Consider the following 13,815-nt stretch of genomic DNA (forward strand, 5'->3'; position numbering starts at 1 on the left):
CACAATATTGATCGTCATTTAATCTATTTTTTTTCAAATATTGTCCCTTTTTTGAAAGGTGAGTTTTTAAATGAGAATTTGGTGAGCAATATATAACTTATACCACCAACAACAAAGCCGACAATCCATGTTAAGCTCACTTCATAAAATGCAGCTGCTGATCCAATAAGCATCGCTAGAATAGCAGCGGGGTTAAATCCAGCAAATTGACCGTTGTTATCATATAGTGTATTTACATCAATTTTTTGGCGACGTAACAGATAGTATTCCACCAACAAAATTGCCACAATTGGTCCCAAAAATGCGGAGTAAATTAGAATAAACAAACCTAATCCTTTTGCTGAGGTATCCTGAACAAGAACCCAAGGAAAAGAAGCGATAGCTAATAATCCTGTAATGGTTACTGCTACTTTATATTTAGCTTTTGTTAATAACGTAATTACGTAAGCTGGTGGGATGATATTAGCAACGATATTTACAGCAATGGTGCCTAATACAATAAAGGATGATACCACGATGGTGATATATGGATTATTTACTACAATCGCAAATGCTTTAACTGGATTAGAGTTACCTGTGACTGAAGCTAACATCACACCAATAGTAATAATAAAACCGTAAGCAACAAAAATTGGTAGAAAATAGAGGAGCCCCCTTTTTTTATCGCTAAAACCTGCTTTTAGTTCTCGTGAGTAATCAGCTGCACTAAGAAAAATTGCAGCGTAATTACCTAAGAACATCATAATGAAGCCGCAGAATGGTAATCCCCAAGTTCCTTCGGTATTTACCCATTTGTCTATAATAATTTCTTGATGATTATTGAGTAATATAATAAATACATAAATTAACGCACAAAGAATAACAATTGAAATTAACGTTTCTACCCATTTTATTGCATGGAATCCATAAAGCGACAAAGCGATTTGGAAAAATTGTAAAATAAGAAAACAGATAAATATATTATTAAAATCACCATTAGATAATATTCTAATAATTTCATTGAGCGCAGTTGCACCTATCCAACTTTGAAATCCATACCAAACAATAGCAGGAATACCGCGGAGTAATGAAGAAATAATAGCGCCTTTTATACCAAATGACATGCGAAGTTGTACCACATAAGGAATACCTGTGCGATATCCTAAGCGATCATTAAAAACAAAAATTGTCGTGATAATCAATATTGCAATTAATGTTGCGGCAAAAGTTTGGAAAATATTCATGGTGGCAACACCAGCTACAACTAAGCTTGCACCTAAGGTCATATTACCCAAATTCATGCCATCGCCAATCCACATAAAAGAATAGGCTAAAGGATTCATAGTTCGATCTTTGCTAGATTTGGGTAATAAAGAACTATCAATCTGCATCGATGTATTTGGTGATTGTGCTGTATTATTCTTCATGACTTTCCTTCCCTACTTATTTCTGTCGTTTCAATTCCATTATTAACGCCGAATAAATTCACCTCTTGGTGTTGAATTAATACCGGCATTAATTTGATAAATAGTTTTGCCTCGTAATAATGTTTGAACAACTTGTGCACCAATTTGTCGTCCTACATAAGGACTAAATTTATTACGATATTCGAGATCTTGTTCTTTTAATACATAGCTAGAATGAGGTTTAATAAAGATGATGTCAGCATCTTTACCTACTTGAATTGAGCCTTTAGTTGGTAAGTTGTATCTTTCAGCAGGGTTTTTAGCGATGATATCGGCAAATTGTTTTAATGACATACCCCGTTTTTGTACGGCTTCATCAAACATAATATCTACATTATTTTGAACACCAGAAATTCCGCCCCAAGCATCAAAGGCATTGGCTTTGTCTTTTAAATCGTAAGTACATGGTGAATGGTCAGACACCGCAGTGATGATGTGGCCAGCAAATAGATATTTCCATAATCCTTCTTGAGCTTGCTGATCACGGATTGGAGGTGAACATTTTGCAATTGGTCCAATAGCATCCAATTGGTCTGTAGTAAAATAGAGGTAATGGATACAGGTTTCGCACGTCACATTAATGCCTTCTTGACGAGCTTTGATAACCTCTTCAACTCCTTCTGGACAAGCGACATGGCATATATGAATTGGGCACCCAGTTTGTTTAGCGAAAAAGATTGCTCGACGAATTGCTTCAACCTCAGTAAATGCCGGACGGGTTGCTACATATTGTGATAATTTACTTTCGCCTCGTGCTTTAGCTTGTTGTCCTAAAATATCAGTAATTGCAGCATTTTCTGCATGGATAGCTAGCACTTTACCGGTTTTAGCAATTTGGCGCATTCCTTCCCATAATGCGTAATCATTTACATTGGCAAAATCACCGTCAAGGTTTGGATCACCACAGGTTGCCATAAAACATTTAAATGCCGCGACACCTTCTTCGACTTGTTCTGCAATACCATTATTGGTCAGGTTATAAGGAACTAATCCACCATAAGAAGCTACATCGACATAAAGTTTTCCCTCACCAGCAGCATATTTGGTACGAAGAGTTTCGCCACTAGTAGTGGCAGGGAGTTGGTTAAGAGGCATTTCAACAAAGGTTGTTACGCCACCTTTTGCACATGCTTTTGTTCCTGTGATATAGCCTTCCCACTCATGACGAACACCACCAGGTTCACTAATATGAACATGAATATCAACCATTCCGGGACTAACAATCAAGCCATTAGCATCAATAATTTCATCGGCTTGCACTAAATTAGGGCCAATTGCTGCAATTTTGCCATTTTTTATTGCAATATCGGTATAAATTTCGCCAGATTCGAGAATGACAAGACCATTTTTAATAATGAGATCGTACTGCATAATAATTTTCCCAACTGAATTGATTACAAATTAGACATATACTAATTCATATTATCAGTATTATTTGTTTTATCAAATTTTCATAATAATCTTTATATTTATGCAATAAACGTGCCACAAAATCAAAAAGTAAGTCATAACTGACATGATTTGGTTTTCTTTAAGTGTAGTTGCACTAAAATGATCCATTTAAATCAGTTTGGTTAATTTTTTTGCACCATTTTGGGTGATTAGAAAGGAAAATCGAATAAAACATTGGAATGATTAGATTATGTGCCTTACATTAAAGTCAACCTTTTGGTTATCGCTACTAATGTAAGGCCTTCTAAATATTATTTAGTAGCCACAGTAAAACGTTGTTTAATGTGTTTTGCATTCTCCGCTTCATCAATCATCGCGATTGCATAGTCAGCATAGCTGATTTGACTTTTCCCTTGGCTATTAACCAAAATTTGCTCGCCACCAACAATATAATGACCAGTTCTTGGACCATCAGCAATAAACTCAATTGCTGGGCTTAGATAGGTCCAATTTACATCATTACAAGTTCTTAATTGATCTAAAGCTTTTGCCATGTTATTGGCTAATGGTTTAAATTCATCTGGGAAATCCGGAGAGTCAACTAAACGAATAGTATGCTCAGGATTGACATATAAACTACCTGCACCGCCAACAACTAATAAACGATTAGGTTTACCGCTTAAAATATCAGTTAAGTGTTTTAAGCTAGTTTGATGTTGTGGAAGGGTTTCTGGTGTCCATGCTGCAAAAGCATCAATAATGACATCAAAAGGTTTCAAATCTTCATAAGTTAGATCAAACAGATCTTTAACTAGAATTTTTGCCTTAGGGTCAACATGAGCGTTGGGATTACGAACAATCGCCGTTACATCATGTCCACGCGCAATTGCTTCTTTAACGATCAGACTACCTGACTTACCACTAGCACCAATAACCGCAATTTTCATTTTTTACTCCTTTATTAATTTATAAGTATTGTTTGATTCAGGTTTTAAATTGGAAAAATCTTTTAACAATTTGATATTTTTAGGTTAATATTCTAAGTATCTATTGTAAAGTAGGTACCAAGCAGTAATATAGTTACTGAAATGATACTATTATTGAATTTAAAGGATTTTTAACTAATGTCACTCAACGTAATTTTACCTCCTTGCCCTGTCGAAATTACCCTTATGTTAATGGGTGATAAATGGAAAGTCTTAATCGTTCGTGATTTATTAACAGGTACAAAACGCTTTGGAGAATTAAAAAAATCACTAAACGGTATATCTCAAAAAGTCTTAACCCAACATCTAAGAACAATGGAAAAAAACGGCTTAATCAGCCGCAAAGTCTATGCCCAAGTACCACCTAAAGTGGAATACACATTGACCGATGTCGGTCAAAGTTTAAAACAAGTACATGATGCTATGTTAGCGTGGGGAAGTGCTTATAAATCAAAACAAAGTGATAATAAATAGGTTTCATTTATAAAATAATTTTTCTATTTATACATAAGTAATGTTAGTAAACTAATAGCATGATTTTCATTAAGCAAAAAATTATGGCTAATTAGCCTCAAATTTAGAACAAATGAAATAGAATTCATCCGGCTTTGAATCTTTATCCTGACCAATAACGATTGTATCTGGGTAGAGATTGTTGTCGGTAATAGGGGTAATTTCCTTTCGGAATATGTCTGTATCATTTAAAGGAATAGGTTCTTCACAGCTGCGTAATATAGGGTTAACCTCAATCAATTTAGCGAACTTGTACATATCACCTTTGGCTTTGGCATAAAAAGATGTGACAAAATTATCGCTTTCATAACGAATCATATTAACCCATACATTCTTAACTTTAATAGGTTGCTCAAAATAGTATTCGATTTCATTTATACTATCTTGTTTTTTTAAAGTAATTTTTTGTTTTGCAAGTTCAGCAATGATCTTTTTATCTTCTATGGCAAAAGGTTTTGACTGACATAATAATGCGGATCTAAATTGTTCTGTTATAGTCTTTGTGTCATCACTAGACGCATATCCAGATAAACTCAAAAAAAATAGCGTGTAACCTAAAAGTAAATATGATTTTTTCATAATTCATTGTCTATATGAGGTTATTAATGCTTTGTTGATTCAGTTAAGTTTTGTTTCTCTATAAAATCTCAATCCAATTATAAATGAAGAATAAGCAATAGTTAATAATTTTGATATTAACTTATTAGCCAACCTATCGCCATTTTGTTAAAACTATATTACTATGATTTAATTGATTTTCATTCTAAAAATTGATTATGAATAAGCCATCACCGAATTTAACCATTAAAGATATTGCCAAATTGAGCGGGGTGAGTAAATCCACTGTTTCGCGAGTTATTAATCACGACCCAATGGTGAAGGAATCGACACGTAACAAAGTGATGGCAATTGTTGAACAATATCAATTTACCCCATCCAAATCAGCTAGAGCAATGCGTGGTTATGGTAATAAAGTGATTGGTATAATTGTTACTCGCCTTGATTCCATATCCGAAAATCATGCAGTTCGAAACATGTTGCCTGTTTTTTATGCAAATGGGTATGATCCGATTATCATTGAGAGCCAATTTAGCCCGCAAAAAGTCGAAGAACACCTGACAATGTTAAAAGAAAAGCAAGCTGACGGTGTAGTGATTTTTGCTTTTACAGGATTGAATAGCTCTCGACTGACATTTTGGCAAGATAAATGTGTGGTTATTGCTAGGCCTTTTTCTGATTATACTTGCATTTGTTATGATGATGTAGGGGCGGTAAACAAAGCATTAACCTATTTATATCAAAAGCATAAAAAAATTGGCTATATTGGTATTACTAAACAAGATCAGACTACTGGCGAATTACGCTACCAAGCGTATACTAATTTTTGTCATACTCATAAACTTAAGCCAAATGCGGTGCTTGGCAAATTAAGCTATTATTCTGGTTATGAACTTGCCGAGTCGGTATTGGTTGATTCACCAACAGCAATCATTTGTGCTACCGATTCAATTGCTTTAGGTCTAAATAAGTTCTTATCTGAAAAAAATATCAATAATATTGTTGTTATTAGCATTGGTAGTAGTGAGCTGCTTAAATTCTTGTTTACCAAAACGATTACTGTCGATCTTGGTTTTGATAAAGCGGGTACTTATGCTGCAAACGAGTTATTGCAAATACTACAAAGTGGAGCAAAACCTAAAATTATTACGGTTCCTTCCCAAATACTCATTTAACTATTTTTGAGTGATATATTGCCTAAAATTGTGAGGTTTATCACAAAAAGGGAACGTTCCCATTTATTTAAATAATAATTCAATTTATGCTTAATTGTTACCAAATTAGGGTCGAAATAATTAAAAAAATTTTGGCTTAAATTGAAAATAAGGAGACTTAACAATGGCAAAAGCACCTAAAGTTTCAACAAAATCAATTATGCAATTGATTGAACTTGTTGGAGGAAAAGAAAACATTGCTAGTGTTACCCATTGTTTGACAAGATTAAGGTTTGCGCTTGCTAATCCCAAATTAGCCAATGTTGAAGCGATTGAAGGATTGTCTTTTGTCAAAGGATGCTTTAATAATGCCGGGCAGTTTCAGGTTATTATTGGAACGGATGTGGATAGTTATTACAAATTATTGATTGAGCAATTAAATATTGACGAAGCGACCAAAGAGCAAACAAAAGCCGCAGCTAAACAAAATATGTCATGGTTTGAACGGTTAATCTCAAATTTAGCTGAAATTTTTGTTCCATTATTACCTGCACTGATTGCGGGTGGTCTATTACTCGGCTTGCGTAATGTAATTGGTGAAATGCCAACTATTAACGATAAACCGCTTACTGACACGTATACTTGGTTGGTACCTATACATAGTTTCCTTTGGTTACCGTGTGAAGCGATTTTCCACTTTTTACCGGTGGCTATTTGCTGGTCTACAGTCAAAAAAATGGGCGGTTCTCCTGTGTTAGGGATTGTTTTAGGCATAACACTGGTTTCTCCACAACTGATGAATGCTTATAATTTAGGGAAAATCGTTCCTGAAGTGTGGGATTTTGGTTGGTTTACGATTCAAAAAGTCGGCTATCAAGCACAAGTGATTCCATCTATTTTTGCTGGTTTGGCATTGGGATGGATCGAAACTCGATTACGTAGAATTGTCCCTAATTACCTAACTTTAGTGATTGTCCCAATTGTATCACTCCTATTAGCCGTCGTCCTTGCACATTTTCTTTTAGGGCCAATCGGACGAATGTTAGGCAATGGTATTGCTTATGTGGTTAAATACTTAATGACTGGTGATTATGCCTTCATTGGTTCGGCAATTTTTGGATTCTTTTATGCACCGTTGGTTATTACTGGAATTCACCATACTACATTAGCTATCGATATGCAGATGACAGAAAGTATGGGCGGTACACCAATTTGGCCAATCATTGCTTTATCCAATATTGCTCAAGCTTCAGCCGTTGTTGGCATCATTTTGATCAGTCGAAAACATAATGAGCGCGAAGTTTCCATTCCTGCTGCTATATCCGGCTATCTAGGTGTTACTGAGCCAGCTATGTACGGTATTAACTTACGATATAAATTCCCAATGTTCTGTGCCATGGTTGGTGCGGCTAGTGCTGGATTAATCTGTGGTTTATATGGTGTATTATCTAATGGTATCGGTGTGGGAGGATTGCCCGGTATCTTATCAATTAAACCTGTTTATTGGTCAATTTATGCCTTAGCAATGCTAGTAGCGATTATTGTTCCGATCGCATTAACTATCATTGTTTATAAAATAAAACAGAAAAAAGGCACACTAAATATTCAATAATGATAATAAATAGTAATTCACCCATTTTATGTGAATTTAATTTTACTGATTAAGAATAAAGAGCAAACAATGAATACGAACGAAATCCCTTGGTGGCAAAATGGTACTATTTATCAAATCTATCCCAAAAGTTTTCAAGCCAGTGGTACTGGTTCAACGGGAGATTTATTAGGCATTATCAGCCGATTGGATTATCTTAAAAATCTGGGCATTAGTGCGATTTGGTTAACGCCAATTTATCCCTCTCCGCAAGTTGATAATGGTTATGATGTATCGGATTATTATGATATTGATCCGGCTTATGGCACGATGGAAGACTTTGAATTATTGGTTAAGCAAGCGCATGAACGTGATATCCGTATTATGATGGATATGGTATTTAATCACACATCAACAGAGCATCCATGGTTTAAATCCGCCTTAGATAAAACCAGTCCTTTTCGATCGTTTTATATTTGGAAAGATGCCAAAGCTAACGGCTCAGAACCCAACAATTGGCGGTCAAAATTTGGCGGTAATGCTTGGCAGTGGCATGAGCAATCAGGACAATACTATTTACACCTGTTCGCAAAACAGCAAGCTGATCTCAATTGGGAAAATCCAACTGTTCGCCAAGAGATTAAAAACGTCTGTCAATTTTGGGCGGATAAAGGGGTTGATGCATTAAGGCTTGATGTGATTAATTTGGTCTCTAAACAGCAGGATTTTCCGGATGACGTGAATGGTGACGGACGAAGATATTATACAGACGGCCCGAAAATACACGAATTTTTGCAAGAGATAAGCCAAGATGTTTTCCTACCTAATGGTTTAAAAACAGTGGGCGAAATGTCATCCACTACATTAGAAAACTGTCAAAAATATGCCGCATTGGATGGTAAAGAGTTGACCATGACGTTTAATTTTCATCATTTAAAAATTGATTATCCAAATGGGGAAAAATGGACGCTGGCTAAGCCCGATTTACTTGAACTCAAAAAAATACTTGGCTATTGGCAAGTGGGTATGCACGGTAAGGCATGGAATGCGATTTTCTGGTGTAATCACGATCAACCTCGCATTGTGTCACGTTTAGGTAACGAAGACCAATACCACAACGAATCAGCAAAAATGCTAGCGATGATTCTTTATGGACTCCAAGGCACACCGTACCTTTATCAAGGTGAAGAGATCGGGATGACAAACCCCCATTTTACTCATATTTCGCAATATAAAGATGTAGAAAGTCTTAACATCTACCAAGAAAAAATTGCCGAAGGTGTGTCAGAGTCTGATATGTTAGCGATTCTTGCCAGTAAATCACGGGACAATAGCCGAACACCAATGCAATGGGATAACACCGCCAACTCTGGATTTAGTCAAGGTAAACCTTGGATTGAGGTGGCAAACAATTACCCGAAAATTAATGTTAAAGCAGCGCTTGATGATCCCAATTCAATCTTTTATTGCTATCAAACCTTAATCAAATTACGCAAAACGTATCCGATCTTTATTTTCGGTGACTATCAAGATCTAACGCCTGATAATGCTGATTGTTGGTGCTATGTCAGACATTGGAATAATCAAACGTTACTTGTGATAGCCAATCTGACCGAAAATACGGTTAAATGGCAATTGCCTAAAGCATTGGAAAATAGTTCTTGGCAAAACTTGTTAAGTAATTACTCAAATCAAACAGAGTTTGAAGGTGAAATGGTATTACAACCTTATGAGGCTATGTATTTGTTGCACGAAAATAATTAGCAATTTTTAACATACTAAAATTAACGCAGAATTGAATGGTTCAGCTGGGTATAGTGAGTTACTTTTCTGCTGGCTTATGCAAACAATAAATATGTTTACCATGTTTATTGTTTGGCATTTTTTGATTATAAATTAACGCGCGTTTCAGCTCTGAGGGTCTTAATCCGAAACTTGCAACACAAGTTCGGCTAAAGTGAGCTGAATCGGCAAAGCCCATATTATTAGCTAAAGTTGTTAATGTTGCCGATGCGTCAAGCGTGTTAATAACATCACGCAATCTTTTCCATAACAGATAGCCTCGGAAATTAATACCTAGATTTTCTCGAAATAGATGTAAAAAACGACTTTCGGATAAATAAATTTTATCAGCAATTTCTTTTGAGGATATCTGTTTTACCGGCAATAACGAAATTATTGAGGTCGCTTTAACTATTCGACTATCTTGCCGACAAAGACAACTTGTATTAGGGCGATATAATAAATTAACAATATGCTCGACATCGAATACCTGTTTATTTTCAATAGTATGTATAAAATATTGTGCCAGTATTGAGGCTTCTTCACGCGATAAACGATAAATAGGATCGTTTTCGGTAAAATGTGACAACAAATGAAAATAAGGCGCGTCGGGTTCGAGTAAAAAATTGATAGCGCAAGTTGTATTTAATTTATGTGACAGATTTGAACGAATAATAAAACCAAATTCACGATACTTTTTATCTTCTGTTTCTAAACTTAAAAAAATATCGTTTAGTGATATCGTTAATTGTAAACAAGGATGGCGATGAAAATCGGTATTAACGTTTTGGAGAAAGTACAAAGTTGCTGAGTCTTGTTCATCTAATTGAATCACTGAATCAATATGCAAAATGCGCTCTCCTGCTTATTTTATATCTGAATACTATACCAATGATTGATACTTAACTCCTGCCACAAAATAAAAATCACATTGACTTGATTAGCCAAGTATCAATTAACCTTCACTGAAGATTTTGCTAACCATACTATACCAATTAAACCTAAAAATATCATACCATATAGCCAAAAAATTTCATTAATGCCAATTAATAAACCTTGATTGGTAATCTGTTGTGCCAGCATAGCTGATACTTGCATGTTAGATAAATCTAGTTGATTGAACTGTTGATAAGTGTAATTTAATGCTTGGGAATTTTGATAAATTATATCAGTCAATTGACTGTGATGAATCACTTCACGACGCTCCCATAAAGTAGCGGTTAACGAGGTACCAACTGATGTCGACAACGTTCTAAAAAAGTTAAAAATACTGCCGGCAATTGCTAATTTATGAATAGGAATATCAGATAAAATAATAATATTTAAGGGCATAATAAAACATGCTATCGCAAAGCCTTGATAAAACTGCGGCCATGCTGTATCAGCAAAAGTCATGTTTGATTCAAATGTATATGCTCGCCAAAAAAAACAGAGTGCAAACACAATAAAGCTAAACGTCACCACTTTTCGCATATCAACATTTGAAGCAAATCGGCCAATTATTGGCGCAAGAAAAATAGGAACCAAACCAATTGGCGCCAACACTAAACCGGCGTAAGTTGCAGTATAACCAAACACACGTTGTAATAATTGTGGTTGAATAACCAGCGTGCCAATATGGAGTAAAAATGCAAAACTGATACAAATTGTGCCAATGGTAAAATTTCGGGATTTAAAAACGGATAAATCAATAATTGGATAATCTGTTGTTTGTTCCCAAATAATAAAATAACTAATAAAAACAACAGCTAATACAGAAAGAATAATAATCTGATTAGAATTAAACCAATCAAGCTCTTTTCCTCTATCTAATACCAGTTGTAAACATCCCACGCCAGCTATAAATAAAACTAATCCAATCCTATCAATGGGTAGTTTGCTGGTAGCCGTTTCACGATCTTTTAATAAAAGGTGAACACCAAACCAAATGATGATCCCGAAAGGAATATTGATTAAAAAGATCCATCCCCAAAAATAATTATCACTAATCCAACCACCTAGAATTGGACCACAGATTGGCGCAATAATAATTGTCATTGACCATATGGCTAATGACATATTTTTTTTGGCCGGCGGGCAATACGCTAATAGCAAGCTTTGTGATAAAGGGATGATTGGTCCAGAAACCATACCTTGCAATAATCTTGAAAAAATCAGCATGGCTAAACTATTTGAAATACCACAAAGCCAAGAGGTGACTACGAAAAATAAGATAGAATAAGTAAATAATTTCACTTCACCAAAACGCTGAGCTAACCATCCCGTTAAGGGGATCGAAATAGCATTAGCAACGGCAAAAGAGGTGATAACCCACGTTCCTTGCGAATTTGAAGCACCAAGATTACCCGTAATGGTTGATAACGCCACATTAGTAATTGTTAAATCCAAAATCTGTAAAAACGCGATTACCGCTAATAAAATAATTAGTAAGATAAATCTGATGCCAGTTAAAGGCAATGAGGACGCTTTACTTTGATTCATTGAATAATCTGCGTAGCGTAGAAATTGGTTTTTACAATATCCTCAACGAGCTGCTCAAATTCACTTTCATCAAAAGAAAGTGAATCCGTTTGATATTTTATCGTCTTCGCTGGAATATCGGTTAAAAGCTTACCTGACGTATCATGCGTATCCACATTAACATTCATTGATAAGCCTATACGTAATGGAAATTGTTTAAGTTGCGCTTTGTCTAATTCAATCCGTACCGGTAAACGTTGAATCACTTTGATCCAATTTCCTGTCGCATTTTGTGCAGGTAGCAAAGAAAAAGCGCCACCGGTGCCCATCGCAATACCACTTATCTTTCCTTTATACTCAACTTTTTCACCATAGTAATCACTTTCTAAGGTAACTGGTTGACCGATACGAATATCGTTTAACTGTACCTCTTTAAAATTTGCTTCTACCCATACTTGATCTAATGGAACAATAACCATTAAACGCTCACCTTTAGTCACTTGTGTACCAACTTGGACACTTCGCCTCGCGACATACCCAGTTACAGGTGCGGTGATTTTGGTTCGCTTTAAGTTAAGCCAAGCTTGTTTTAATTTAAAAATTGCTTGCTGAATACTTGGTTGTTCTAATAATGGCGTTTTCATTAGTAGAGCATTATTAATGGCTAATTCATGCTTAGATATATTTAAATCATTAATAGCAAAATCGACATCTTGCCTTGCATGAATAATCTCTTCTTTTGAAATGACCTTTCGTGACCAAAGATTCTCCCGGCGTTCAAGATCTTGCTTAAGTTTGTCTAACGTGACTTGTTTTAACTGAATGCTGGCTGAAAGTTTTTCATTTGTGATCTGAATTTGATGCAACTCTCTAATCGCTTTGATTAACGCATTTTTGGCATAACCAAATTCATTTTCTGCATCAACTGCATCAATCGTTGCTATCACATCATTTTGTTGAATAAAATCGTTATTATCGACATTAATCGTTAATATTCCACCATTTACTTGCGCATCAACCGGGACCTGATTACCCATAACATAAGCATTATCAGTTGATTGATTAAATCGACTAAACATAAACCAATAAACGCCATAAGCCAAAGCAAAAAAAAGAAATAATAGCGTTAATATAATCAGCTTCTTTTTACGTTTAATTGGGGGCGGTGGCGAATCTATCTCTTTATCCATACTTTTATCCGTCTAACTACAACATAATTAAGGGTAGAAAACAGTAGTATTAGATAGATAATTGGCTTTGTCTTGAATAAAGTAGCTAACTTGATTTTAAATTGATATGGCTGATTTATTTGAATGAATTTTGGGTAATTAATACTTAATAAATAATGGTCAAAGGGAGTTGTTGAATTCACCCAGACAGGTATCGCTCGGTCGATTCATCATGCTGAATAATGCCATGATAACCATAATCCCCTGATGCATCGTAAAATGATTACAACAGAAAAATCAACCATATAATGACTTTTGTCCATCAATCCATATACTTTAGATGAATCTGGTTATTCGGGTAATGTTGAAGTTAATGATATGGTTTTATTTCAGTGATTAGAAATAATCGACTTATTAAGCTTACTTAACCTGCTACTTGTTAGATTAGCATTGGTAATCAATCTATAGAGATAAATGCTATTTTTCTATTTGAAATGGTTCATTTTGAATGAGATAAGTACAATATTTGTTGATTATCAATAATGAGTTTTGTGATGCTTCTCACAAATTTGGTAAATATTAATATTGTTATAAATCCCATTAAAATAGGGCTGAAATTTTAATTAATTGTTATTTTTTGTGAAGTACTTCATATTTTTCCCTTTCATTTTTGATATTTCCCATCATTTTTTTCAATAGAGTCCAATTGTGTACATTTGAATGTGTAGATTTTGGTTTTTGAGTTTTACTCAGCTCTCTTTATCT

The 13,815-nt window shown here is 35.0% G+C and carries 11 protein-coding genes; 4 read left to right on the forward strand and 7 right to left on the reverse strand.

All coding sequences use genetic code 11. The features are described from left to right. Positions 1-23: 23 nt before the first annotated feature. The 3 genes from J3U27_RS03980 to J3U27_RS03990 form a co-directional block, all read right to left on the reverse strand. A complete protein-coding gene (locus tag J3U27_RS03980; protein ID WP_065733626.1) occupies positions 24-1,406 on the reverse strand; it encodes an NCS1 family transporter in 1,383 nt (460 codons plus the stop codon). A gap of 42 nt (positions 1,407-1,448) precedes the next feature. Then, the gene (allB, locus tag J3U27_RS03985; RefSeq protein ID WP_267330835.1) at positions 1,449-2,816 is read right to left on the reverse strand and encodes an allantoinase AllB; all 1,368 of its coding nucleotides are present in this window, start codon (positions 2,814-2,816) and stop codon (positions 1,449-1,451) included. A 332-nt stretch (positions 2,817-3,148) separates the two neighbouring features. Beyond that, complete coding sequence (locus tag J3U27_RS03990) at positions 3,149-3,784, reverse strand: NAD(P)-dependent oxidoreductase (RefSeq protein ID WP_065562515.1); 636 nt, start codon at positions 3,782-3,784, stop codon at positions 3,149-3,151. Between the two features lie 177 nt (positions 3,785-3,961). On the opposite strand from J3U27_RS03990, the gene J3U27_RS03995 reads away from it, so the two are divergent. Beyond that, the gene (locus J3U27_RS03995; RefSeq protein WP_267376876.1) at positions 3,962-4,297 is read left to right on the forward strand and encodes a winged helix-turn-helix transcriptional regulator; all 336 of its coding nucleotides are present in this window, start codon (positions 3,962-3,964) and stop codon (positions 4,295-4,297) included. A gap of 87 nt (positions 4,298-4,384) precedes the next feature. On the opposite strand, the gene J3U27_RS04000 is transcribed toward J3U27_RS03995, so the two are convergent. Next, positions 4,385-4,915 carry a hypothetical protein gene (locus J3U27_RS04000; protein WP_267376878.1) on the reverse strand — a complete coding sequence of 177 codons (531 nt, stop codon included), beginning with the start codon at positions 4,913-4,915 and terminating at the stop codon, positions 4,385-4,387. Positions 4,916-5,112: 197 nt separating this feature from the next. Here J3U27_RS04000 and treR point away from each other — a divergent pair, with 197 nt between their 5' ends. The 3 genes from treR to treC all read left to right on the forward strand — a co-directional run bounded on the left by treR (position 5,113) and on the right by treC (position 9,403). Continuing rightward, the gene (treR, locus tag J3U27_RS04005; protein WP_065733630.1) at positions 5,113-6,069 is read left to right on the forward strand and encodes a trehalose operon repressor TreR; all 957 of its coding nucleotides are present in this window, start codon (positions 5,113-5,115) and stop codon (positions 6,067-6,069) included. Positions 6,070-6,232: 163 nt separating this feature from the next. Then, positions 6,233-7,660 carry a PTS trehalose transporter subunit IIBC gene (gene treB, locus J3U27_RS04010; RefSeq protein ID WP_267353744.1) on the forward strand — a complete coding sequence of 476 codons (1,428 nt, stop codon included), beginning with the start codon at positions 6,233-6,235 and terminating at the stop codon, positions 7,658-7,660. 69 nt (positions 7,661-7,729) lie between these two features. Beyond that, positions 7,730-9,403, forward strand: a complete 1,674-nt coding sequence (gene treC / locus J3U27_RS04015) for an alpha,alpha-phosphotrehalase (RefSeq protein WP_267376880.1) — start codon at positions 7,730-7,732, stop codon at positions 9,401-9,403. Positions 9,404-9,461: 58 nt separating this feature from the next. Here treC and J3U27_RS04020 read toward each other — a convergent pair whose 3' ends face one another. The 3 genes from J3U27_RS04020 to J3U27_RS04030 form a co-directional block, all read right to left on the reverse strand. Continuing rightward, positions 9,462-10,271 (reverse strand): AraC family transcriptional regulator, encoded by an 810-nt coding sequence (locus J3U27_RS04020; RefSeq protein ID WP_267376882.1) that lies wholly within the window; start codon positions 10,269-10,271, stop codon positions 9,462-9,464. 101 nt (positions 10,272-10,372) lie between these two features. After that, entirely contained in the window at positions 10,373-11,902 is a 1,530-nt protein-coding gene (locus J3U27_RS04025; protein WP_267376885.1) for a DHA2 family efflux MFS transporter permease subunit, read from the reverse strand. Further along, on the reverse strand, positions 11,899-13,071 hold the full coding sequence (locus J3U27_RS04030) for an HlyD family efflux transporter periplasmic adaptor subunit (RefSeq protein ID WP_267376887.1): 1,173 nt from the start codon (positions 13,069-13,071) through the stop codon (positions 11,899-11,901). The genes J3U27_RS04025 and J3U27_RS04030 overlap by 4 nt, the downstream gene beginning before the upstream one ends. Positions 13,072-13,815: the final 744 nt, after the last annotated feature.

It is taken from the genome of Gilliamella sp. B2911 (assembly GCF_026536965.1).
Lineage (GTDB): Bacteria > Pseudomonadota > Gammaproteobacteria > Enterobacterales > Orbaceae > Gilliamella > Gilliamella apicola_E.

Excerpts from the sequence above, each read along its gene's own strand:
- J3U27_RS03980 (WP_065733626.1), bottom strand. The coding sequence starts at position 1,406 with ATGAAGAATAATACAGCACAATCACCAAATACATCGATGCAGATTGAT.
- allB (WP_267330835.1), bottom strand. The coding sequence starts at position 2,816 with ATGCAGTACGATCTCATTATTAAAAATGGTCTTGTCATTCTCGAATCT.
- J3U27_RS03990 (WP_065562515.1), bottom strand. The coding sequence starts at position 3,784 with ATGAAAATTGCGGTTATTGGTGCTAGTGGTAAGTCAGGTAGTCTGATC.
- J3U27_RS03995 (WP_267376876.1), top strand. The coding sequence starts at position 3,962 with ATGTCACTCAACGTAATTTTACCTCCTTGCCCTGTCGAAATTACCCTT.
- J3U27_RS04000 (WP_267376878.1), bottom strand. The coding sequence starts at position 4,915 with ATGAAAAAATCATATTTACTTTTAGGTTACACGCTATTTTTTTTGAGT.
- treR (WP_065733630.1), top strand. The coding sequence starts at position 5,113 with ATGAATAAGCCATCACCGAATTTAACCATTAAAGATATTGCCAAATTG.
- treB (WP_267353744.1), top strand. The coding sequence starts at position 6,233 with ATGGCAAAAGCACCTAAAGTTTCAACAAAATCAATTATGCAATTGATT.
- treC (WP_267376880.1), top strand. The coding sequence starts at position 7,730 with ATGAATACGAACGAAATCCCTTGGTGGCAAAATGGTACTATTTATCAA.
- J3U27_RS04025 (WP_267376885.1), bottom strand. The coding sequence starts at position 11,902 with ATGAATCAAAGTAAAGCGTCCTCATTGCCTTTAACTGGCATCAGATTT.
- J3U27_RS04030 (WP_267376887.1), bottom strand. The coding sequence starts at position 13,071 with ATGGATAAAGAGATAGATTCGCCACCGCCCCCAATTAAACGTAAAAAG.